Source organism: Streptococcus cristatus, assembly GCF_003943815.1.
GTDB classification, from domain to species: Bacteria; Bacillota; Bacilli; order Lactobacillales; family Streptococcaceae; genus Streptococcus; species Streptococcus cristatus_F.
Genome location: NZ_RJNA01000005.1, coordinates 56,495 through 76,542, shown reverse-complemented (window position 1 = coordinate 76,542; position 20,048 = coordinate 56,495). Strand labels below are relative to the sequence as shown.

Sequence of the window (20,048 nt, the reverse complement as noted above, 5' to 3'; positions counted from 1 at the left end):
TGCATGTGAGCGGGCTTCTTAGGTTAACTTTTTACAGAGTCATCAGCTTTAGAACTGAATGCTCAAGTCCACAGCCTTTTCAACGGCTGCTAGAAATTCATCGCTTTCAATCAGCTCAGAAGCCTTGTTGAGCTCTTCGTAGATTTCGATATCCTTATCAAACTCGATAAAGCGGACATGCTGGCGGAAGAGGTCGTAGGCTGGCTTGGTTCCTTTACCAAGTTCATGGTTTTCTGGTTTCAGATCCAGAGCTTGGCAGGCTGCCATGATTTCTGTTGCCACGATGCGGCGAGAATTCTTGAGAATCTCAGCTGCCTTGCGTGCTGCAGTAGTTCCCATGCTGACAAAGTCTTCTTGGTTTTCACAAGATGGGATAGAGTCTACGCTGGCTGGATGAGATAGAACTTTGTTTTCAGAAGCAAGCGAAGCACAAGCATACTGAGTAATCATAAAGCCAGAGTTGAGTCCTGGGTGTTTGACCAAGAAGGATGGGAGCTTGCTCAATTGGCTGTTGACTAGACGCTCTACACGACGCTCGGATACATTTCCGATTTCAGAAATAGCGATGCCTAGGAAGTCGAATGGCTGAGCCATTGGTTCTCCGTGGAAGTTACCGCCTGAGATGACATGGCCTTCCTTGGTGATGATAGGGTTGTCTGTAACAGAGTTGATTTCAATCTCTACCTTGGTCTTAACATAAGCGATAGAGTCCTTGCTGGCACCATGAATCTGCGGAATACAACGCAGGGTATATGGGTCTTGGACCCGTTGTTGAGTGGCTACAGTTGTGTTGCCACTGCCTTCCAGAAGGTTGCGGATATTGCGGGCTGTAGCCAGCTGTCCGCTTTGAGGACGGATGGTATGTAGGTCTTCTTCAAATGGACTGGTAATACCATTGTGGACCTCCATGGAAAGGGCACCAGCGACATCTGACAATTTAAGTAGCTGGATGGCATCGTAGGTAGCCAGAGCTCCGATACCTGTCAGGACAGTCGTTCCGTTAATCAGTGCCAGCCCTTCCTTGGCTGCTAGAGCAATTTTCTCGATGCCGGCCTTGTCCAAAGCTTCTTGTCCAGAGAGCAATTGGCCTTGATAGTAAGCGCGCCCCAGTCCTAGCATAGGCAGAACCATGTGAGCCAGCGGTGCTAAGTCGCCAGAGGCACCGAGAGAACCTTTTTCTGGAATAAATGGCACGACGCCTTTATTGAGCAATTCCAGAAGTTTTTCGACAGTAGAGAGCCGGATACCAGAATAGCCCTTGACCAGAGAATTAATCCGAATTAACATGATAGCACGAACTGCATCTTCAGGAAGAGGATCGCCAAATCCTGAAGCATGGGTGCGAATCAAGTTTTCCTGCAGCTGAGTCGTATCTTCTGGCGAGATGCTGACATTGCAGAGGGAGCCAAATCCAGTCGTAACGCCGTAGACTACCCGCTTTTCGCGGACGATGTCATCTACGATTTTACGGGAAGCTTCTACAGCTTTCTTAGCTTCTTGGTTGATTTCGCAGATAGCTCAATGACGAGCTACAGCAATGACATCTTCTAAAGTAAGGTGTTCGCCATCCAAATTGATTACATGTGTCATAAGATTCATTCTCCTTTTTGTTCAAGAACTTTATTTTTACAAATCAGTACTATGTAGATATAGTAGACTGCGCTGGCGACAAGGACACCGATGAGACCATAGACATAGTTCATTGGGTTTTCACCCCAAATCATGATGAGGCTGACTAGAACCGCTAAAATTGGAATGACTGGACCAAATGGAACGCGGAAGACCACTTTCTTATCTGGATATTTCTTTCTCAATACCAATACGGCTAGAGCAGTTGGGATGTATTGGAAGAAGCGGAAGACTACGCTGAGAGCCGCTAATACTTCAAATGTTCCTGTAAAGAGCAGGGCAATGGCTAAAAGTCCGGAGATAATAATGGCAATTACAGGGGCGTTTTTAGCGTTGGTTTCGGCGATTTTTTTAGGCAACAAGCCTTCATCTGCAATGGCTGCACCATAACGTGGGACCATGATAGATTCCCCAATGTTAAGTCCAGCAATAGAGATCAGCGCTCCGATAGAAACAATCCATGCTCCAGCAGGGCCAATCATTTCGACAAAAGCGTCTTGCACAGAGGCATCTGTTTGCAGGATACGGCTGCCTAGCATGGCGATAGTTCCTGCGATAATTAGCATATAGAGAACAGAGACAATACTGATAGAGCCCAAAATAGCCCGAGGCACATTCTTTTCTGGGTTGCGCATTTCACCAGCAACGATAGACATGGTTTCAAATCCGATGAAACCGTAGAAAATGTAGATCGCTGTACTAGAGATGGCTTTCATGATATCTACGCCAGGTTCTAGCTGAACAAACGGAGTGAAGTTTCCCTTGTCAATTCCTCCTTTGATGAAGAAAATCGCACATAGACTGAAAGCGACAATTGGGATGAGCTTGGCTACGGTTGCGGTCAAGGTGAACATTTTAGAAGTCTTAAGACCTGAGATATTCATCAGACTGAGTAGGATAATCAGGCTCACACTGAGTAAAAGTTCATAGGGGGCAAAGGATTTAAAAGTAATGACAAAAAGTCTCGCAAATCCTGCTGCCATTGCTGACCAAGCGATGATGGTAACCGCCCAGCCTAGGAAGCCAACATTAAATCCGACAAAGTCCCCAAAGGCTGCTTTGGAATATTGGAAGGCTCCGCCGTTTTTATTAAAATAACCAGCAGTTTCTGCCAAGCAGACGGCTAAGAGGATAACGAGGAGGGCTGTTCCCAGCATGACAGCTAGAGAAGCAGGACCCAGCCCTTTATAAATCTTTTGAGGTAGGAGGAAAATTCCTGAACCGATAACAGCATTGATACCATAGAGAGTAGCGCCAGAAAAGCTGAATTTCGCATTTTCTCGCTCTTGTTCTTTTGCAGTGAGTTTAGTCGCATTCATAATAATGTTTCTCCTTTAGAGATGTGGGATCCTTTCCTAGTAAAGATAGAACGATGATAGGACATCCTTGTATCTTTACTTAGTAGGGATATGGGTCAAACCAGCCCATATAGCAAGGGGAGCACCCGTTGGCTGGTTACTCGAAAACATTATTTGCAACTCAGTTTCCTGAGTCTCTTTTTCCACTATCAGAAGTTGCCCTGCCTTTAGGTTAAGCGATGACAGGTCTGTTCCTGTCACCATCAAATCACTTAAGACATAGATAAATTGAATGGCTTCATCTCGGCTAAGCTCTTGTCCATCCGAGATGGCAAGCATCTGTCCCTGATAATGGTCGCTGTAGATTAAGTTAAAGTCGGTACAAGTCCCACGACTTGTGATAGAATCACTCCCTTCGAAAAAATAGGGGGTAAAGGGAGCTAGAACCGTTTCCTCCTGCCGACTGGCATTGTGGAGATGAAGTGTGTGGTCCAGGCTCATGAGAATGCGGTGAAAGCCGCTGAGGTCAGAAAACTGACTTTCAGCCAACTCTACAGTCGCTGTTGAGAGTCGATAGTCAAAGTCCCGCTTGCCATAGTGGCCAGTTGGCGGGGAAAGATAAAGTTGTTTTGTCTTTCCCCCCGACCAATCGGAAACTTGAAAATCGTTTGATTTTAGAAGAGTTATATTTGTCATTTTTGGTATTTATTAGAACAAACCGCTGATATTGCCATCTTTGTCGACGTCAATCTTTTCGCTGGCTGGCACCTTAGGCAATCCTGGCATGGTCATGATTGCACCAGTCAGAGCAACGATAAAGCCTGCACCAGCAGAAACTTTGAGCTGGCTAATAGTCACAACAAAGTCTTTAGGCGCACCTAGCTTTTTAGCATCGTCTGAGAAGGAGTACTGAGTCTTAGCCATACAGATAGGATAGTTGGAGAAGCCTAGCTCTTCCAGCTGTTTGAGCTCGCGTTTAGCAGCAGGAGTCAGGCGAACGCCCTTGCCTCCATAGACCTTGGTAACGATCTTGTTCAACTTGATCTCAATGGAGTCCTCTTCATTATATACAAATTGGAAGTGATTGTCTCCTTCGGCCAGTTCCACGACTTTTTCAGCCAACTCTTTACCGCCAGCTCCGCCATTTGCCCAGACGTCGGAAATCACGACGTCAACGCCGCGTTTTTGGCAGGCGTCATAAACTGCTTGCAATTCTGCTTCGGTATCCAGAGGGAATTTATTGATGGCAACGACTGCTGGCAATCCATAAACATCTTGAATGTTTTCCAGATGTTTTTCTAAGTTTGGCAGCCCATCTACAACGGCTTGGACATTTTCTTCAGCCAAATCACTCTTAGCCACACCACCGTGCATCTTGAGAGCGCGGATGGTAGCAACCAGAACTACAGCCGCTGGACGAAGACCAGATGTACGACACTTGATATCAATGAATTTTTCAGCACCCAGGTCAGCACCGAAACCAGCTTCTGTGACTGCATAGTCGGCATATTTGAGAGCCAGCTTGGTAGCTAGGACACTGTTACAGCCATGGGCAATGTTGGCAAAAGGTCCACCGTGAATCAGGGCTGGTGTGTGTTCCAGAGTTTGAACCAAGTTTGGATGGATGGCGTCTTTGAGGACAGCAGCCATAGCGCCACCAGCTTTCAGATCCTTAGCAGTTATTGGCTTACCTTCAAAGCTGTAGCCAATGATGATTTTTTCCAAACGGTTCTTGAGATCGGTGATATTTTCTGACAGACAGAGAATAGCCATAACCTCAGAAGCAACTGTAATGTCAAAACCATCTTCACGCGGAACACCGTTGACCTTACCCTGCAAGCCATCCACAATGTGGCGCAACTGCCGGTCATTCATATCAACTGCCCGCTTCCAAGTGATGCGGCGAGAGTCGATGCCTAAGGCATTGCCATGGTGGATGTGGTTGTCAATGAGGGCCGCCAGCAGGTTGTTGGCAACACCGATGGCATGAAAGTCACCAGTGAAGTGGAGGTTGATGTCCTCCATGGGCACAACTTGAGCGCGTCCACCACCAGCAGCTCCGCCCTTGATACCAAAGACAGGTCCGAGTGAAGGTTCCCGCAGAGCGATAACGGCTTTTTTACCGATAGCAGCTAGAGCATCGACCAATCCGACAGAAGTCGTTGTCTTGCCTTCTCCGGCTGGTGTCGGAGAAATGGCTGTCACGAGAATCAGTTTGCCGTCTGGCTTGTCTTTTAAGGATTCCAGTTGGCCGGCACTGATTTTTGCCTTGTAATTTCCATAAAGAGACAAGGCGTCTTCATCAATTCCAAGCTTTTCTGCAACCTCTTTGATGGGCTTCATTTGAACCGAATTGGCAATTTCAATATCTGATAAAACCATATTGTTACCTCTTGAGAAGAGGAAGTCCATTCATGGGAAAGAGCGAACTTCTCTTCCGTTTATCTATTAGACAACTTTCAAAATTTCTTGATAAATTTCATCGGCTAGGGCGCTGCCTTTTTGCAGGAGCTCTTCACCCTTGCTGCGGTAGTCTGCGACGAATGCTTCATCCTTGACACCTGACAGGTTGATGAGGACATTGAGCCAAGCCCCTTGCAAACCAGCCTTAAGGTTGAGAGCTGCTACCCCCAGGTCGCTGGCAGCGTTGGTATTGGACTTGCCGACAGCCTTTTGGGTTGTTTGCAGGGCAGCCAAGATGTCTTCCATCATGCCATAAGGTGACTTGGTCGCTTCCTTGAGGGCTTGTTGCATAGCTTCCCGACGGGCAGCCTTGTCTTCCTCCGTTTCCTTAGGCATATCAAAGACAGCGGAGACTAGATTGAAGGCTTCAGTGTCCTTGTCAATAGCTGCGAGCAGGCTTTCTTGGAGTCGAGCGCTTTCAGCATGTACTTGAGCAATTTCTGCTTCAAATTCTGCGTATTTTTTTTTGCCAAGGGTCAATTCACAGACCATCTTGGTCAGGGAAATACCGTTCGCTGCGGAAAGAGCAGCGGCAGAGCCGCCTCCTGGTGCAGGAGCGTCTGAGCCTAGGACTTGGGCAAATTCTGTCAAGCTTAAATCTACTAATTTCATAGGTTTTTGTCCTCCTAGCCCAGCAAATGGTTTTCCAGAACTTGCTTGCCGTAGTCAAAGTCTTCGATTTGCAGATAGTATTCTGCTGCGTCAATCAAAGCCTTAGCTGGAGCCAAACCGATGACTTCTGAGCCGAGGATTCCAACTCCGTAGCGCTTAGCTTCAAAGCGAACAGTTTCAAAGACGCGATAGAGTGGGAATTTTTCTAGATTGACCATGTTAATAGAAACCTGAGCAATGTTGCGGTCTTCCAGCATAACGCCGATAGCTTTACAGTACTTGTAGCCACCGCTTGATCCACGGATGATTTTGGCAATGTTGTTGGCAATTTCCAGATTGTCTGTATCCAAGTTGATGTTGTAGGCGATGAGCGGCATCCTAGCTCCGACAGCAGTGACACCAGCAGTTGGGTGAATCTTTCTTTCACCATAGTCTGGAGCCCAGTCAGGTTCCAAGAGCTTTTCAGGCATGCCTTCAAATTGTCCTTTACGAACCTTGGCCAAGTTCTTACGCTCTGGACGAGTCGCTGCATCTTCATAGAGGAAGATAGGAATACCGAGCTCACGATTGATCCGCTCAGATACGGTCTTCGCAATTTCTACGCATTCCTCACTTGTGATGTCCTTGATTGGTACAAAAGGCAGGACATCAGTTGCGCCCATACGAGGGTGTTCACCCTGGTGTTTGGTCAAGTCAATATTTTCAGAAGCGTATTTGACCAAACGAAAGGCAACTTCCTGAATGTTTTGATCATCACCGACCAGGGTAAAGACGCTGCGGTTGTGGCTGGCATCAGAAGAGTGGTCCAAAAGTGTTACGCCTGGCACACTCTTAGCTACTTCCACTAGACCGTCAATGACCGCTTGGTTGCGGCCTTCAGAAAAGTTAGGAATACATTCAACAATTTTTGCCATAAGATATTACCTCGTGTTATATGTTATTAAAATTTACAAAGTAGATAAAGTGGAACTTCCGTCTGAGCTAGGTTGACACCTAGCTCAGTTCAGAAGTTGGGGGACAAGTTTTTTCTATTCGAACAATTTTTTAACAGATTCTTTGACCAAATCTTCGTCAGTTAAGTACGGAATGGTAATGTGGTCTGTTCCTTGGTGGAGACGGTTGTACTCGATAGCTGTCTCAATAGCATGCTCATTACGTGCCCAGTTACGACGAGCAACTCCGCCGATTGTATCCCAAGCGATAGCAGATTTGATGATTTCATCAATACGTTCACTACCGTCTAATACCAAGCCAAAGCCACCGTTGATTGCTTTACCGATACCAGTTCCGCCACCGTTGTGGAGAGCTACCAGGCTCATACCGCGAGCTGCGTTACCAGCGTAACATTGCACAGCCATGTCGCAGGTAACATTAGAACCGTCCTTAATATTGGAAGTTTCACGGAATGGAGAGTCAGTACCAGATACGTCGTGGTGGTCACGGCCAATCATGACAGGACCAATCTTGCCTTCGCGGACTAATTCATTGAACTTGAGGGCGATATTGACGCGTCCCATACAGTCTTGGTAGAGAATCCGAGCTTGGGTTCCAACAACCAGCTGGTTCTTTTCTGCATCGCGGATCCAGTTGTAGTTGTCGCGGTCTTGGTAGCGGCGGTTAGGGTCGATCACTTCCATAGCTGCATGGTCAGTAGCGACTAGGTCTTCGTGCTTACCGCTCAGACATACCCAACGGAAAGGACCATAACCATAGTCAAAGAGCATTGGGCCCATGATATCTTCTACATAAGATGGCCAGATGAAGCCGTCTTTGTCGTCAAAGCCGTTTTTAGAAATTTCCTTGATGCCAGAGTCATAGACTGCCTTCATAAAGGCATTACCGTAGTCAAAGAAGTAGGTGCCGTTGCTAGTCAGAGTCTTGATTGCCTTGAAGTGACGTTCCAAGGTTTGGTCAACCAATTTAGCAAAGGTTTCCTTGTCTTCAGCCAGGAGACGAGTCCGTTCTTCAAAGCTGATACCAGCCGGACAGTAGCCGCCGTCGTAAACATTGTGGCAAGAAGTTTGGTCAGAAAGCAGATCTACATGGATATTGTTCTCGTTGACGTATTCCAAGAGGTCTACAATGTTACCATGATAGGCAATGGAAGTTGATTCGCCAGCTTCCAGAGCTTTTTGAGCCAAGTCGATAGCTTCTTTTGGACTTTCAGCCAATTGGCTAATCCAGCCTTGGGAGTGGCGGGTTTCAATCCGAGATTGGTCTACTTCAGCTACGATTGCCACAGCTTTAGCAATTTCAGCTGCTTTCCCTTGAGCTCCACTCATACCACCCAGACCAGAAGAGATAAAGAGTTTGCCAGTCAGGTCGCCATCATCAGCTACACCCAGTTTCAAGCGCCCAGCATTGAGGAGGGTGTTGAAAGTACCATGAACGATACCTTGAGGGCCGATGTACATCCAGCCACCTGCTGTCATTTGACCATAGTTGGTCACGCCCATTTCTTCTGCAATTTCCCAGTCCTTCATATTGTCATATTCACCGACCAAGAGGCCGTTAGTGATGATAACACGAGGAGCTTCTGGTTTAGATTTGAAAAGTCCGAGTGGGTGGCCAGATTCCACGACCAAGGTTTGATGGTCAGTCATGACTTCCAAGTATTTCTTGATGAGGTTGTACTGCATCCAGTTAGCACAGACAGATCCAGTTTCCCCATAAGTAACCAATTCATAAGGATAAAGGGCGATTTCAAAGCTCAGGTTGTTGTCAATCATGACCTGCATAGCTTTGGCTGCAGTACAGTTCCCTTTGTACTCGTCAATTGGTTTGCCGTAGATGCGTTCTTTTGGACGCCAGCGGTAGCCATAAATCCGTCCGCGAGTTTTCAGTTCTTCTAAGAATTCCGGAATCACTTCCTCATGGAATCTCTTTGGAATATAGCGAAGGGCATTTTTTAGCGCAATTTCGGTTTGAGCTTGAGTCAAACGGAAGCCCCGGTCAGGTGCTCGACGGATGCCTTCTTGGAAAACCGTTTTTTCAGGTAATACATCGTCTAATTTGACGGTCATTGCTGCTGCAATATCTTGTTCGCTGTAGAATGACATGTTTATTTCCTCCTTGTAAAATAACTTAAGATTTGACCTTATTGTATAACAGCGCCGTCAGTACAAAGTCAAGAAAATATTTCTAAAGATAAAAAATATCAATATATCTAATATATATTGGTTTTTGACTATAATTTGACGATAGTGTATTATGATGAAAAGTAAATAAGTTGGAAAATGAAATGGAGGAACAAGCATGACTGCTGATTTACTATTAACTCACTTTAATCAAGTCTTCTGTCCCAAGGATCTCGGACATCCCCTTTTTGGTGAGGAGATGAAGGAAGCTCAGGTCTTGGAGGACGGTTACATTGCAGTCAAAGACGGCAAAATCCTAGCAGTTGGCAGTGGAGAGCCAGATGCCAGTCTGATTGGACCAGATACTAAGATTCAGTCTTATGAGGGCAAGATTGCTACACCTGGCTTGATTGATTGTCACACTCACTTGGTCTATGGCGGTAGCCGAGAGCATGAATTTGCCAAGAAATTAGCCGGTGTCCCTTATCTGGAAATTCTTGCTCAAGGCGGCGGAATTCTCAGTACAGTCCGGGCGACACGAGAAGCTTCTTTTGACACTCTCTATGATAAGTCCAAGAGGCTGCTAGACTATATGCTGCTGCATGGGGTGACGACTGTTGAGGCTAAGAGTGGCTACGGTCTGGACTGGGAAACAGAGAAGCGCCAGCTGGATGTCGTTGGAGCTTTGGACCGTGACCATGAGATTGATTTAGTTTCGACCTTTATGGCTGCCCACGCCGTTCCACCAGAATACAAGGGACGTTCTCAGGAATATCTGGAGCTCATCGTCGAGGAAATGCTGCCTCGGGTAAAAGCAGAAAATCTAGCTGAGTTTTGTGATATTTTCTGTGAAAAAGGCGTCTTTACAGCTGATGAGTCACGCTACCTGCTTTCTAAGGCTAAGGAAATGGGCTTCAAGCTTCGTATCCATGCTGATGAAATCGAATCGATTGGTGGAGTAGATGTAGCAGCTGAGCTAGGAGCAACTAGTGCAGAGCACTTGATGGTAGCGACCGATGAGGGCATTCGTAAGATGGCAGAAGCCAAAGTTATCGGTAATCTCCTACCAGCAACTACCTTCAGTCTGATGGAAGATACCTATGCACCAGCCCGCAAGATGTTGGAAGCTGGCATGGCTATCACTCTAACTACTGACAGCAATCCAGGCTCCTGTCCAACTGCTAACCTGCAGTTCGTTATGCAGCTTGGCTGTTTTATGATGCGTCTGACGCCAGTAGAAGTTCTCAACGCTGTAACCATCAATGCGGCCTACTCAGTTAACCGTCAAGATAAGATTGGCAGCTTTGATACTGGCAAGCAGGCTGACATTACCATCCTAGACGCTAAGAATATCGACTATCCACTTTATTTCTTTGCGACTAACCTGACCCATCAAGTTTATAAAGCAGGAAAGTTGGTTGTTGATCAGGGTAGAATCGTCTAATTTTACAAGTCAGTCCCATTTCCATGTGATAGCAAAGATTTTCTTAGAAGTTCTATTGTTGATTATAAAAAAAGCAGATTTGTGTTCAATAAAGGTCGTGGCTTAAACACCACGACCTTTCTGTTTTTTTTATGAGATTAGGACATTGAGTTGGTCTCTTTATTATCTACCCACACACTGCGCGTAAAGACCATGGAGAATAGAGCTAGAGACGCAAAGGCTGCTCCTACATACCAGTAGGGCATATCCAGTGTTGTGGAGCGCCCAGATAGGTTGACAATTCCACGAAAGAGCATGCCGGCTGTCATGGTGGCTACAGCTGAGTTCCAGAGGTTGAGGCTGAGCCGAGAGAGGTTGGGAATCATTTTCATGAAGAGCAGGAGGAGGATGCCCCCCACTAGAGGAAGGGCAAAGAGATAGTGCATATGGATAGATGTTTCCCCGAAGCTGAAGGATTCATAGATTCTGCTGAAAGCAAAGAAGAAAATCGTTAGCAGGATGTAGGAAACAGCCGTTTTTTTGAAACGTTTTTTGCTGGGATTAGTAACCGATGTAGACAATGTCGCTCACCGCCCTTTCTGAAATATTTCCGTTGGTGGTAGGTTTGTTGATGACCTGACCGTTGAAGTACATAGTGGATGAGCCGCCGCCGTCAAGGTTATAGGCAGTCTTGACGCCATAAGATTTCATGACTTCAGCCATTTCATAGAGGGAAAGCCCCTGACTTTCTGAAGTGCGTCCGTCTGAAACGATGATGATATAGTGGTTTTCGTCAATGATACCGATAGCTGTCCGTGGATTGGAAGCCATGGACTGGCCAACTTCGGACTTGGTATTCACGACAATCTCACCATTTTCTACAAGGGCTGGGCCGAAGGCTAAGAGATTGACCACGCCGTCTTCAACCAGCTGATCGGCAGAGATTTCATTTTCGTAAATGATTTTAAAGGAGCCGTCTTTGTAGATAGCCAAGTCCCCATTGCTGGCGTCCTCTCGAACGGTATCACGGTAGACAACGCCATTGCGAATAACATAGCCGGTAGAATTGGCACCGTAGTAGTCGCCGTTAACCGCTAGAATAGCCTTGTTATTAGCGGCCGTTTCTGAAGTCTTGGCGGTGACATTGGTTCCGTAGGTGTTGTTGGCAAGGGCTGTTTTCAAATATTCAGCGGAGCTGATGGTCACATCGGCAACGTAGACTTGGGTATTATTGACGGTCTTTTCAGTCAATGTGACCGAGATATTGTCGTCTGAATAGCTGGTATCTGCCACAGTTGCTGTTTCAGCAGCCTTGCTGGCAGCCTCGGCATTGGATGATGAAGCAGTGCTTGAGACTGTAGAAATAGTCTCTGCAATGACGAAGGTTTTCAGCATGGAGTAGCTGAAAGAAGCTGTCAGAAGTAGCCCGAAAATCGAGGCGTAGGCATAGCCTTTCTTTAAGAATTTCATAACGCAGTGTGTGTCCTTTCCTTAAAAATAAATCTCTTTTGTACCATCCAAGAGATGGTAAAGAGCAGCAGTCCGACGATGATCTTGACAAGCAGAAGATTGAGACCGAAGACAGCATAGAAGAGGCGAATCAGCAGTGTGTCTAGGATAAAGAGCACTACAGCTAGGCTGAAATAGCCAGTTCCTGTCTTGAGAATGCTGTCGTCGTTCTTAAAGACCAGTTTTTTATTGGTCGAGTAGTTGAAGATCGAACTGGTCACGCGGGCAATCCCGTTGGCTAAAAGAATTCTCAGGCTGGTCGGAGCAGCAGCTAAAAATAAGAGAGCTAGTGCGTAGACCATATAGTCCACGATGAAACTGCTGAGAGAAGTCAGGGCGAATTTAAAGATATTTTTATAAATCATGAGTCCGTCTCTAACAGGTCGGAAGTGCGAACCTTGATTATCATTGATATAGACTGTCTCAATGGGCACTTCCAAAATGGGATATTCCTTACTGGCTTTTAGGAGCATGTTCATTTCATACTCATAGCGCTGGCCCTCTACCTTTAGCATAAATGGGATCATGTTGGTCGTAAAGGCGCGCAAACCGGTCTGAGTATCGGAGACACCTACGCCAGTCTGGAGCTTGAAGAGAGTCCGAGTCAGGCTGTTGCCAAAGCGGCTGCGCAGAGGTACCTTGCCAGTAAAGGCGCGTGCTCCCAGAATCAGCTGATTGGGATTTTCAGCAGCCTTGGCTGCCACGCGGAAAATATCCCAGACCTTGTGCTGGCCATCCGCATCTGCTGTTACCACCGTTCCGTATTGACCCAGAGACTGGATGTAGGTGAAGGCAGTTTTCAGCGCCTGTCCCTTGCCTTGATTGTTTTCGTGATGGAGGACAGTCGCATATTGTTCAGCCTTCTCAAAGACTGTCTGGCACTTGGCTGAGCTACCGTCATCGATGACAATGATATGAAAATCGCTCTTGCTCTGAATTTTTTGAATCAGTTTAATCAAATTATAATCGGGCTCGTAAGCCGGAATCACTAGATAGTCCATATCCATACCTCTTTCTTAGATGATTTGTAGAAAGTATACAGATTGCGGCTTAAAGCTAGCTGATATCAGTTAGCTTTAAGAAAAAGTTAAATCTTCTTTAAGGAAAGAGTGAGGAAAGTATCTCGTAGGACAAAATAAAAAACTGAGAGTGGGACAGAAATCGGTAATTCGTTAGAATTCGACTTCGTCGTCCCACCTCCGCACAGTTGAGTAGGGTTGTAAAAGCTGATGAAATCAGCGTAGTAGAGCCCACTCAACCACTGCGTCTTGCTCGACAATCCAAAGACAATTGAGAGGCTAGGACTTTTGTCCCAGCCTCAGCGCTTTGTTTAATAACGTTTTTCTTTGGGCCAGGTGCTCATTTCAGCAACAGCTGTAAAAAGTACATCTGTGGATGAGTTGAGGGCGGTTTCGCAAGAGACTTGGATGACACCGATGACAAAACCAACGCTGACGACTTGCATAGCCAGATCATTTGGGATACCAAAGAGGCTACAAGCTACAGGAATCAGGAGAAGTGAGCCTCCAGCCACTCCAGAAGCCCCGCAGGCGGAAATGGCTGCAACGACGCTAAGCACCAGTGCTGTTCCGAAATCCACCTGAATGCCCAGTGTGTTGGCTGCTGCAAAGGTCAGCGTATTGATTGTCACCGCTGCTCCTGCCATGTTGATAGTTGAACCGAGTGGGATAGAGACCGAGTAGGTTTCAGAGTTAAGGCCTAAATCTCGACAAAGTTTCATATTAACAGGGATATTGGCAGCAGAACTGCGAGTGAAAAAGGCAGTGACTCCGCTGACTTTTAAGCAGCGCCAAACCAGTGAATAAGGATTTTTCCGAAACATAATGAAGACAATCAAGGGGTTAACGACCAGCGCAACAAGGGCCATGGAACCCAGTAGTAGGAGCAGGAGCATGCCGTAGCTTTTGAGTGCATCAAATCCTTTACCAGAAATGGTCGTATATACTAGACCTAAAATACCAAAGGGGGCTAGATTGATAATCCATTCGACAATCTTCGAAGTAATATCTGCCAGTGTTCTCAAGAGTTCTTTACTTTGCTGACTTGCTTCTCGCATAGCCACTCCAAAGACGACTGCCCAAGACAGAATACCGATATAATTGGCCTTGGTCAGGGCGTTGATTGGATTATCGACAAGGTTGAGGAGGAGATTGCTCAGAACTTGGCCGATGCCTTCTGGGGGACTAACTTCCGAGCTAGCTGCGGTCAGCTCGATGGTCACAGGGAAAATATAATTGGCAAGGACAGCGACAAGGGCAGCCGCAAAAGTCCCAATTAGATAGAGGATAATGACGGTTTTCATACTGCTCTTCTGCCCCTTTTGGTGCTGAGAGAGGGCATTGGCAACGAGGGTAAAAACGAGCAGTGGTGCGATAGCTTTTAGACCGCCGACAAAGATTTGGCCGAGGAGGCTAATGGCGCTGGCTTGTGGAAAGATGAGAGCCAGCAGGGCGCCTGTGACAATCCCAATAGAAATCCGTTTGATAAGGTTGGCGCGATTCCAAGCAGAAAGAATTCGATGAAACATAATAGCTCCCTTTCTAAAATAAACTGTTTTCCATTATACGCTAGAGGTCGTATAAAATCAATGTTTTTTAAGTATTCGCTATGTGGAATAAGGGTGCTTTGATGCCTATCTGTCGCCCTTTGTGGTATAATGAATAAGATTTTTGTATCTCATAGGAGGAAAGAATGACAGCTAATGAGAATGTTTTTACGCGCTATTTCCAGCAATTCAACTGGTCAGCTATTCTGGATGATGTATTTTCAAAATTCGTCTCCTTGGTCTTTTTGTGCTTACTATTTTGGGTGGCTAAGAAAATTCTCCATCTTTTTGTGACTAGACTGATTGCGCCATCTTTGAAATTATCTCGGCAGGATGAGGCTCGGCAAAAGACCATTACACGTCTGATTGAGAATTTGCTCAATTATGCCCTTTATTTTCTTTTGTTCTACTGGATTTTATCCATTTTGGGTATGCCGGTCTCAAGTCTTTTGGCTGGGGCAGGGATTGCCGGCGTAGCCATTGGGATGGGGGCGCAGGGTTTTCTGTCCGACTTGGTCAATGGTTTCTTTATTCTCTTAGAGCGTCAGTTGGATGTGGGGGACAATGTTCGCTTGACCAATGGTGCTATCAAGATTGCAGGGATAGTTGTCAGTGTCGGGATTCGGACGACGCAGGTACGCGATGCGGACGGAACTCTTCACTTTGTGCCCAACCGAAATATCACTGTTGTCAGTAATCTTTCTCGGGGCGATATGCGGGTTTTGATTGATATTCCTATCTATGCTGAGACGGATTTGGATGAGATTTATCGGATTATCGCCGCTGTCAATCAGGAAGCCGTACCAGAGCATCCAGAGATTATGAAGGAGCCTGATATTCTAGGACCGCAGATGGCTGCTAACGGCCAGTTTAATTTTCGGGTAAGCTTGACAGTAGAGGGCGGTATGCAGACCAGTATCTATCATATTTTTTACAGGCTCTACCATGAAGCCCTGCTAAAAGAAGGAGTGGCGCTACCGACCTTGGCTCCAGTTACAGGAAATAATGGCAAAGTTTAGCAGTAATTATGGAAACAAAGACAAACAACCTCTATTGAAAATAAGTTTTCTAATCACTAAAAGAGGCTGGGACAAAAGTCCTAGCCTCTCAATTGTCTTTGGATTGTCGAGCAAGACGCAGTGGTTGAGTGAGCTCTATTACGCTGATTTCATCAGCTTTTACAGCCCTACTCAACTGTGCGGAGGTGGGACGACGAAATCGAATTCTAACGAATTACCGATTTCTGTCCCACTCTCTTTTTCATTATAGCTTATCCGAGGTCTAACCTGTTTAAATATGACATGCTATGGCAAGTATTGTATAATAGGAAGAGGAGATGGAGTGACCATGCAGAATAATAGACTATTTCGGATATTGTACTACATTTTGGAGAGAGGAAAAGTGACTGCAACGGAGCTAGCAGAGAAATTCGAAGTTTCGGTCCGGACCATTTATCGAGATGTGGACTCTCTTAGCAGCGCTGGGATTCCGATTTATACCACGCAAGGAAAGGGTGGCGGTATAGAAATCGCAGAGGATTTTGTCTTGCGGAAGTCCTTGCTGACAGCGGAGGAGAAAGAGCAGATCATGGCGGCCCTGCAAGGTCTGGAGAGCACCAGTCAGCTTTACCAGAGTGATCTACTTACAGAGCTTTCGGCGCTATTTCAAGTCAAAAATCCCAACTGGATCGAAATCGATTTTAACCACTGGCAAAACGATAAAGCATATGAAGATACCTTTCATCAACTAAAAACTGCAATTCTAGGCAAGCACCTTGTTTCTTTTTCTTACTTTGCTAGTGATGAGCGGGAGACAAGCCGTCGTGTCAAGCCTGTACGCTTGTTCTTTAAAAATCAGAATTGGTATCTCTATGCCTTTTGCCTCTTGCGACAGGAATTCAGGTATTTTAAGTTATCTCGGATGAAAAGTTTGGAGCGGCTAGAGGAGAGATTTGAGGACAGCTTTGAAGATGTCGTCTTGGAAAAAGAACTGACCTACGAAAATACCATTAAGCTGGCAGTCAAGTTTGATCGCAAAGTAGCCTTCAGGGTTTATGATGAACTAAGCGGAGACATTCGGACAGATGCGGAAGGAAATTTATATACAGAAATCGACATTCCCAACGACCATCGTCTATATAGTTATATTCTGTCCTTTGGAGACGCTGTGGAGGTCTTAGATCCGCCCGAAATCCGAGTGAAAATGAAAGAAATGATTCATCAGCTGGCAGAAAAATATAAAACCTGACATAGGGTGTCAGGTATCTTCTTGTATACTAATAGATAAGAAGAGAAAAGGAGGCAGCAAGATGAAATATGAATGGAGAAAAAGCGAGAAAGGTCTTTATGGGGCCAAGCAAAAGCCAGAGCTAGTAGAGGTGCCGAGTCAACAGTTCATTGTGATTGAAGGCGAGGGCAATCCCAATGAAGCGGATTTCTCCGAGCGGGTATCTGCCCTTTATTCACTGGCCTATTCCATAAAAATGCTCTTTAAATCCATGATGAAAGATGAGGCGGAGGATAAGGTGACGGATTTCACGGTTTATCCTTTGGAAGGTATCTGGGAAAAAGCTGCTGGGGAAGGCTTCGATAAAAGTCGACTTCGCTATCAGCTCATGATTCAGCAGCCTAATGTCATCGATCAGGATATATTTGCGGCAGCGCTTGAGAATGTCCGCAAGAAAAAGCCTAATCCTCTCTACGACGACATTTGTTTTCAAAGATTACCAGAGGAGCGGGCCATTCAGGTCTTACACATAGGAAGTTATGACAGTGAGCCGGCTTCTTTTGAAAAAATGGCCGAGTTGGCAAGCAGCTTGGGACTGGAGAGATGCGACCAAGTGCACAGAGAGATTTACTTGAACAACAAAAATAGGACACCAGAAGAAAAGTTGAAAACCATCTTAAGGTATTCCGTCAGATAGGAGGAATTTGTCATGCCAAGACCTACAACAAAAAACGATTTGCTAGTTGCTGCTACAGAAAATTTTGAAAAACTCAATCTGCTCATTTCGAACATGACAGCGGACGAGTTGGCGAGACCCTTTGATTTTTCAAAGGATGAGAAAAAGAAAGAAGCCCACTGGAAGCGTGATCGGAATCTGAGGGATGTCTTAATCCATCTTTATGAATGGCACCAACTGCTACTTAACTGGGTGCAGGCCAATCAAAGGGGAGAAGAGAAGCCTTTCCTACCAGCTCCCTACAATTGGAGAACTTATGGTGATATGAATGTCGCATTTTGGGAAAAGCACCAGCAGACCTCTCTTGAGGAGGCAAGTTCTTTACTGGCTGGTTCGCATAGAGCTGTCCTGGACCTAGCCGCAACCTTGACCAATGAAGAATTGTTTTCCAAGGGAGTTTATAAATGGACAGGCGGAACGACTTTGGGTTCTTATTTTGTCAGCTCTACATCCAGCCACTATGATTGGGCTATGAAAAAGCTTAAGGCTCATCAAAAGAATTGTAAAAGGAATCTTGTCCAATAAAGTTTTCTAGGACTTGAGACTGATTTTTAGCACTCTTTCAAAAAGAGTGCTAATTTTTTGAGTTTTTGTCTTGACATTCATTTTTAAGAGTGTATAATAGAATCATAACTTAGCACTCGATGCATTAGAGTGCTAAATATAAAAAATAAAATCTCGCCAGTGGCTGGAAATTTTCTAAAGAGAGGTGAGGTCCTTGGTAACAGAACGCCAAAATGAGATTTTAAATCTAATTATTGATATCTTTACCAAAACGCAGGAGCCTGTCGGTTCTAAAGCCTTGCAAGAGTCTATCCAGTCTTCGAGTGCCACCATCCGAAATGACATGGCAGCCTTGGAAAAGAAAGGCCTGCTGGAAAAGGCCCATACATCAAGTGGCCGCAAGCCCAGTGTCGCTGGTTTCCAGTATTTCGTCCGGCATTCCTTGTCCTTTGACCAGCTGGCGGGAAATGAGCTCTACGAGGTCGTCAAGGCCTTCGATCAAGAGTTCTTCAAGCTGGAGGATATCCTGCAGCGGGCAGCGGACGTTTTGGCAGAGTTGAGTGATTGCACGGTTGTAGCTCTTGACGTCGAGCCTAGTCGGCAACGGCTGACGGCTTTTGATATCGTTGTTATTAGCCAGCACGCAGCCTTAGCTGTCTTTACTCTGGATGAGTCCAATACCCTGACCAGTCAGTTCATGATTCCTAGGAATTTTCTCCAGGAAGACCTACTGCGCTTGAGGGATATGATTCAGGAGCGCTTTCTGGGGCAGACGGTCTTAGATATTCACTATAAGATTCGGACGGAGATCCCGCAGATTATCCAGCGTTATTTTACGACGACGGACAATGTTCTCGATCTTTTTGAGCATATTTTTGCTCAGATGTTTTCGGAAAAAGTAGCTGTAGCTGGCAAGGTCCACTTACTACGTTTTGCGGATTTTGAGGCCTATCAGTTCTTTGATGATCGGCAGAAGGTGGCCTTTGAAATTCGCAATAGCTTAGCCGAGGATCAAATGCAGAATGTCCGAGTCGCAGCTAGCCAAGAGGACTGCCTGGCTAATCTAACCTTGATTTCCAGCAAATTCCTGATTCCCTATCGGGGCTTTGGTATGCTGGCAGTGGTCGGTCCAGTCAATCTGGATTACCAAAAGGTGGTCAGCCAACTTAATGTTGTCAATCGAGTCTTGACGATGAAACTCACAGATTTCTACCGCTATTTGAGTAGCAATCATTATGAGGTGAGTTGAACATGAAATTACATAAATTCCTAAAAAGGAGGCGAAAAATGTCTGAGGAAATAAAAAACAAAGAAGTAAAAGAAGAGGAAGTGGTAGAAGCTACTGAAGAAAAGGTAGAAACCGCTAAAGAAGCGGATGAAACTACTCCCGAAAAATCAGAACTAGAACTAGCAAATGAGCGGGCAGAAGACTTTGAAAATAAATACCTTCGCGCTCATGCAGAAATGCAAAACATCCAACGTCGTGCCAATGAAGAACGCCAACTCTTGCAACGCTATCGTAGCCAAGATTTGGCAAAAGCGATTCTCCCTTCTTTGGACAACCTTGAGCGTGCGCTTGCCGTTGAAGGATTGACAGACGATGTCAAAAAAGGCTTGGAAATGGTACAAGAAAGCCTGATTCATGCTTTGAAAGAAGAAGGAATTGAAGAAATCGCAGCGGACGGATCATTTGACCATAACTATCATATGGCCATCCAAACTCTCCCAGCAGACGACGAACATCCAGCAGATACCATTGCCCAAGTCTTCCAAAAAGGCTACAAACTCCATGACCGCATTCTAAGACCAGCAATGGTGGTTGTTTATAATTAGGCGGTAAGTCAGAAATCTGTGATTTCGTTGACGCACCCCCGCAAGGGTGATTAGGCTGGTCACGAGCGTTTGCGAAGTGAACTGCCAATCAGCTACTGCGCAAACCTTGTCCGAAACGACACTAAACTATGAAAGAAAGATAAAATATGTTTGGCTTTGCAATAGTGAGCGA

At 45.7% G+C, this 20,048-nt stretch carries 17 protein-coding genes and 1 pseudogene; 7 read left to right on the top strand and 11 right to left on the bottom strand.

The genetic code is table 11. The annotated features are described in order from the left end of the window. Window positions 1-48: 48 nt before the first annotated feature. The 7 genes and pseudogenes from hutH to hutU form a co-directional block, all read right to left on the bottom strand. Window positions 49-1,590: pseudogene (gene hutH / locus D8872_RS04460) on the bottom strand (histidine ammonia-lyase). Between the two features lie 5 nt (window positions 1,591-1,595). Continuing rightward, window positions 1,596-2,948: an APC family permease gene (locus D8872_RS04455; protein WP_125390104.1), complete on the bottom strand. Its 1,353-nt coding sequence runs from the start codon at window positions 2,946-2,948 to the stop codon at window positions 1,596-1,598. Between the two features lie 75 nt (window positions 2,949-3,023). Then, window positions 3,024-3,623: a HutD/Ves family protein gene (locus D8872_RS04450; protein WP_125390103.1), complete on the bottom strand. Its 600-nt coding sequence runs from the start codon at window positions 3,621-3,623 to the stop codon at window positions 3,024-3,026. 12 nt (window positions 3,624-3,635) lie between these two features. Then, window positions 3,636-5,309: a formate--tetrahydrofolate ligase gene (locus D8872_RS04445; protein WP_125390102.1), complete on the bottom strand. Its 1,674-nt coding sequence runs from the start codon at window positions 5,307-5,309 to the stop codon at window positions 3,636-3,638. A gap of 66 nt (window positions 5,310-5,375) precedes the next feature. After that, entirely contained in the window at window positions 5,376-6,002 is a 627-nt protein-coding gene (locus tag D8872_RS04440; RefSeq protein WP_125390101.1) for a cyclodeaminase/cyclohydrolase family protein, read from the bottom strand. A 14-nt stretch (window positions 6,003-6,016) separates the two neighbouring features. Beyond that, complete coding sequence (gene ftcD, locus D8872_RS04435; RefSeq protein ID WP_002903832.1) at window positions 6,017-6,916, bottom strand: glutamate formimidoyltransferase; 900 nt, start codon at window positions 6,914-6,916, stop codon at window positions 6,017-6,019. A 114-nt stretch (window positions 6,917-7,030) separates the two neighbouring features. Further along, a complete protein-coding gene (gene hutU / locus D8872_RS04430) occupies window positions 7,031-9,061 on the bottom strand; it encodes a urocanate hydratase (RefSeq protein ID WP_125387974.1) in 2,031 nt (676 codons plus the stop codon). A gap of 196 nt (window positions 9,062-9,257) precedes the next feature. Between hutU and hutI the strand changes: the two genes are divergently transcribed. After that, window positions 9,258-10,523 (top strand): imidazolonepropionase, encoded by a 1,266-nt coding sequence (gene hutI, locus D8872_RS04425; RefSeq protein WP_004188628.1) that lies wholly within the window; start codon window positions 9,258-9,260, stop codon window positions 10,521-10,523. A gap of 137 nt (window positions 10,524-10,660) precedes the next feature. On the opposite strand, the gene D8872_RS04420 is transcribed toward hutI, so the two are convergent. From D8872_RS04420 to sstT, 4 genes are all read right to left on the bottom strand, one after another. Beyond that, complete coding sequence (locus D8872_RS04420) at window positions 10,661-11,083, bottom strand: hypothetical protein (RefSeq protein WP_125390100.1); 423 nt, start codon at window positions 11,081-11,083, stop codon at window positions 10,661-10,663. Then, window positions 11,064-11,972, bottom strand: coding sequence for a phosphodiester glycosidase family protein (locus D8872_RS04415; RefSeq protein WP_125390099.1), 909 nt, complete (start codon window positions 11,970-11,972; stop codon window positions 11,064-11,066). The genes D8872_RS04420 and D8872_RS04415 overlap by 20 nt, the downstream gene beginning before the upstream one ends. Then, on the bottom strand, window positions 11,969-13,018 hold the full coding sequence (locus tag D8872_RS04410) for a bifunctional glycosyltransferase family 2/GtrA family protein (RefSeq protein ID WP_125390098.1): 1,050 nt from the start codon (window positions 13,016-13,018) through the stop codon (window positions 11,969-11,971). The genes D8872_RS04415 and D8872_RS04410 overlap by 4 nt, the downstream gene beginning before the upstream one ends. Before the next feature lie 323 nt (window positions 13,019-13,341). Then, a complete protein-coding gene (gene sstT / locus D8872_RS04400; RefSeq protein WP_125390097.1) occupies window positions 13,342-14,559 on the bottom strand; it encodes a serine/threonine transporter SstT in 1,218 nt (405 codons plus the stop codon). A 164-nt stretch (window positions 14,560-14,723) separates the two neighbouring features. Here sstT and D8872_RS04395 point away from each other — a divergent pair, with 164 nt between their 5' ends. The 6 genes from D8872_RS04395 (at window position 14,724) to grpE (ending at window position 19,876) form a co-directional block, all read left to right on the top strand. Continuing rightward, window positions 14,724-15,596, top strand: coding sequence for a mechanosensitive ion channel family protein (locus D8872_RS04395; RefSeq protein WP_125390096.1), 873 nt, complete (start codon window positions 14,724-14,726; stop codon window positions 15,594-15,596). A gap of 328 nt (window positions 15,597-15,924) precedes the next feature. Next, window positions 15,925-16,824, top strand: a complete 900-nt coding sequence (locus D8872_RS04385; RefSeq protein ID WP_125390095.1) for a helix-turn-helix transcriptional regulator — start codon at window positions 15,925-15,927, stop codon at window positions 16,822-16,824. 61 nt (window positions 16,825-16,885) lie between these two features. Further along, window positions 16,886-17,500, top strand: a complete 615-nt coding sequence (locus D8872_RS04380; protein WP_125390094.1) for a GyrI-like domain-containing protein — start codon at window positions 16,886-16,888, stop codon at window positions 17,498-17,500. A gap of 12 nt (window positions 17,501-17,512) precedes the next feature. Continuing rightward, window positions 17,513-18,064 (top strand): ClbS/DfsB family four-helix bundle protein, encoded by a 552-nt coding sequence (locus tag D8872_RS04375; protein ID WP_125390093.1) that lies wholly within the window; start codon window positions 17,513-17,515, stop codon window positions 18,062-18,064. 193 nt (window positions 18,065-18,257) lie between these two features. Continuing rightward, entirely contained in the window at window positions 18,258-19,292 is a 1,035-nt protein-coding gene (gene hrcA / locus D8872_RS04370) for a heat-inducible transcriptional repressor HrcA (RefSeq protein WP_125390092.1), read from the top strand. Between the two features lie 38 nt (window positions 19,293-19,330). Next, window positions 19,331-19,876, top strand: a complete 546-nt coding sequence (gene grpE, locus D8872_RS04365; RefSeq protein WP_125390091.1) for a nucleotide exchange factor GrpE — start codon at window positions 19,331-19,333, stop codon at window positions 19,874-19,876. Window positions 19,877-20,048: the final 172 nt, after the last annotated feature.

Excerpts from the sequence above, each read along its gene's own strand:
- ftcD (WP_002903832.1), bottom strand. The coding sequence starts at position 6,916 with ATGGCAAAAATTGTTGAATGTATTCCTAACTTTTCTGAAGGCCGCAAC.
- D8872_RS04395 (WP_125390096.1), top strand. The coding sequence starts at position 14,724 with ATGACAGCTAATGAGAATGTTTTTACGCGCTATTTCCAGCAATTCAAC.
- grpE (WP_125390091.1), top strand. The coding sequence starts at position 19,331 with ATGTCTGAGGAAATAAAAAACAAAGAAGTAAAAGAAGAGGAAGTGGTA.
- D8872_RS04380 (WP_125390094.1), top strand. The coding sequence starts at position 16,886 with ATGAAATATGAATGGAGAAAAAGCGAGAAAGGTCTTTATGGGGCCAAG.
- hutI (WP_004188628.1), top strand. The coding sequence starts at position 9,258 with ATGACTGCTGATTTACTATTAACTCACTTTAATCAAGTCTTCTGTCCC.
- sstT (WP_125390097.1), bottom strand. The coding sequence starts at position 14,559 with ATGTTTCATCGAATTCTTTCTGCTTGGAATCGCGCCAACCTTATCAAA.
- D8872_RS04450 (WP_125390103.1), bottom strand. The coding sequence starts at position 3,623 with ATGACAAATATAACTCTTCTAAAATCAAACGATTTTCAAGTTTCCGAT.
- D8872_RS04415 (WP_125390099.1), bottom strand. The coding sequence starts at position 11,972 with ATGAAATTCTTAAAGAAAGGCTATGCCTACGCCTCGATTTTCGGGCTA.
- hutU (WP_125387974.1), bottom strand. The coding sequence starts at position 9,061 with ATGTCATTCTACAGCGAACAAGATATTGCAGCAGCAATGACCGTCAAA.
- D8872_RS04455 (WP_125390104.1), bottom strand. The coding sequence starts at position 2,948 with ATGAATGCGACTAAACTCACTGCAAAAGAACAAGAGCGAGAAAATGCG.
- D8872_RS04375 (WP_125390093.1), top strand. The coding sequence starts at position 17,513 with ATGCCAAGACCTACAACAAAAAACGATTTGCTAGTTGCTGCTACAGAA.
- D8872_RS04410 (WP_125390098.1), bottom strand. The coding sequence starts at position 13,018 with ATGGATATGGACTATCTAGTGATTCCGGCTTACGAGCCCGATTATAAT.
- D8872_RS04440 (WP_125390101.1), bottom strand. The coding sequence starts at position 6,002 with ATGAAATTAGTAGATTTAAGCTTGACAGAATTTGCCCAAGTCCTAGGC.
- D8872_RS04385 (WP_125390095.1), top strand. The coding sequence starts at position 15,925 with ATGCAGAATAATAGACTATTTCGGATATTGTACTACATTTTGGAGAGA.
- D8872_RS04445 (WP_125390102.1), bottom strand. The coding sequence starts at position 5,309 with ATGGTTTTATCAGATATTGAAATTGCCAATTCGGTTCAAATGAAGCCC.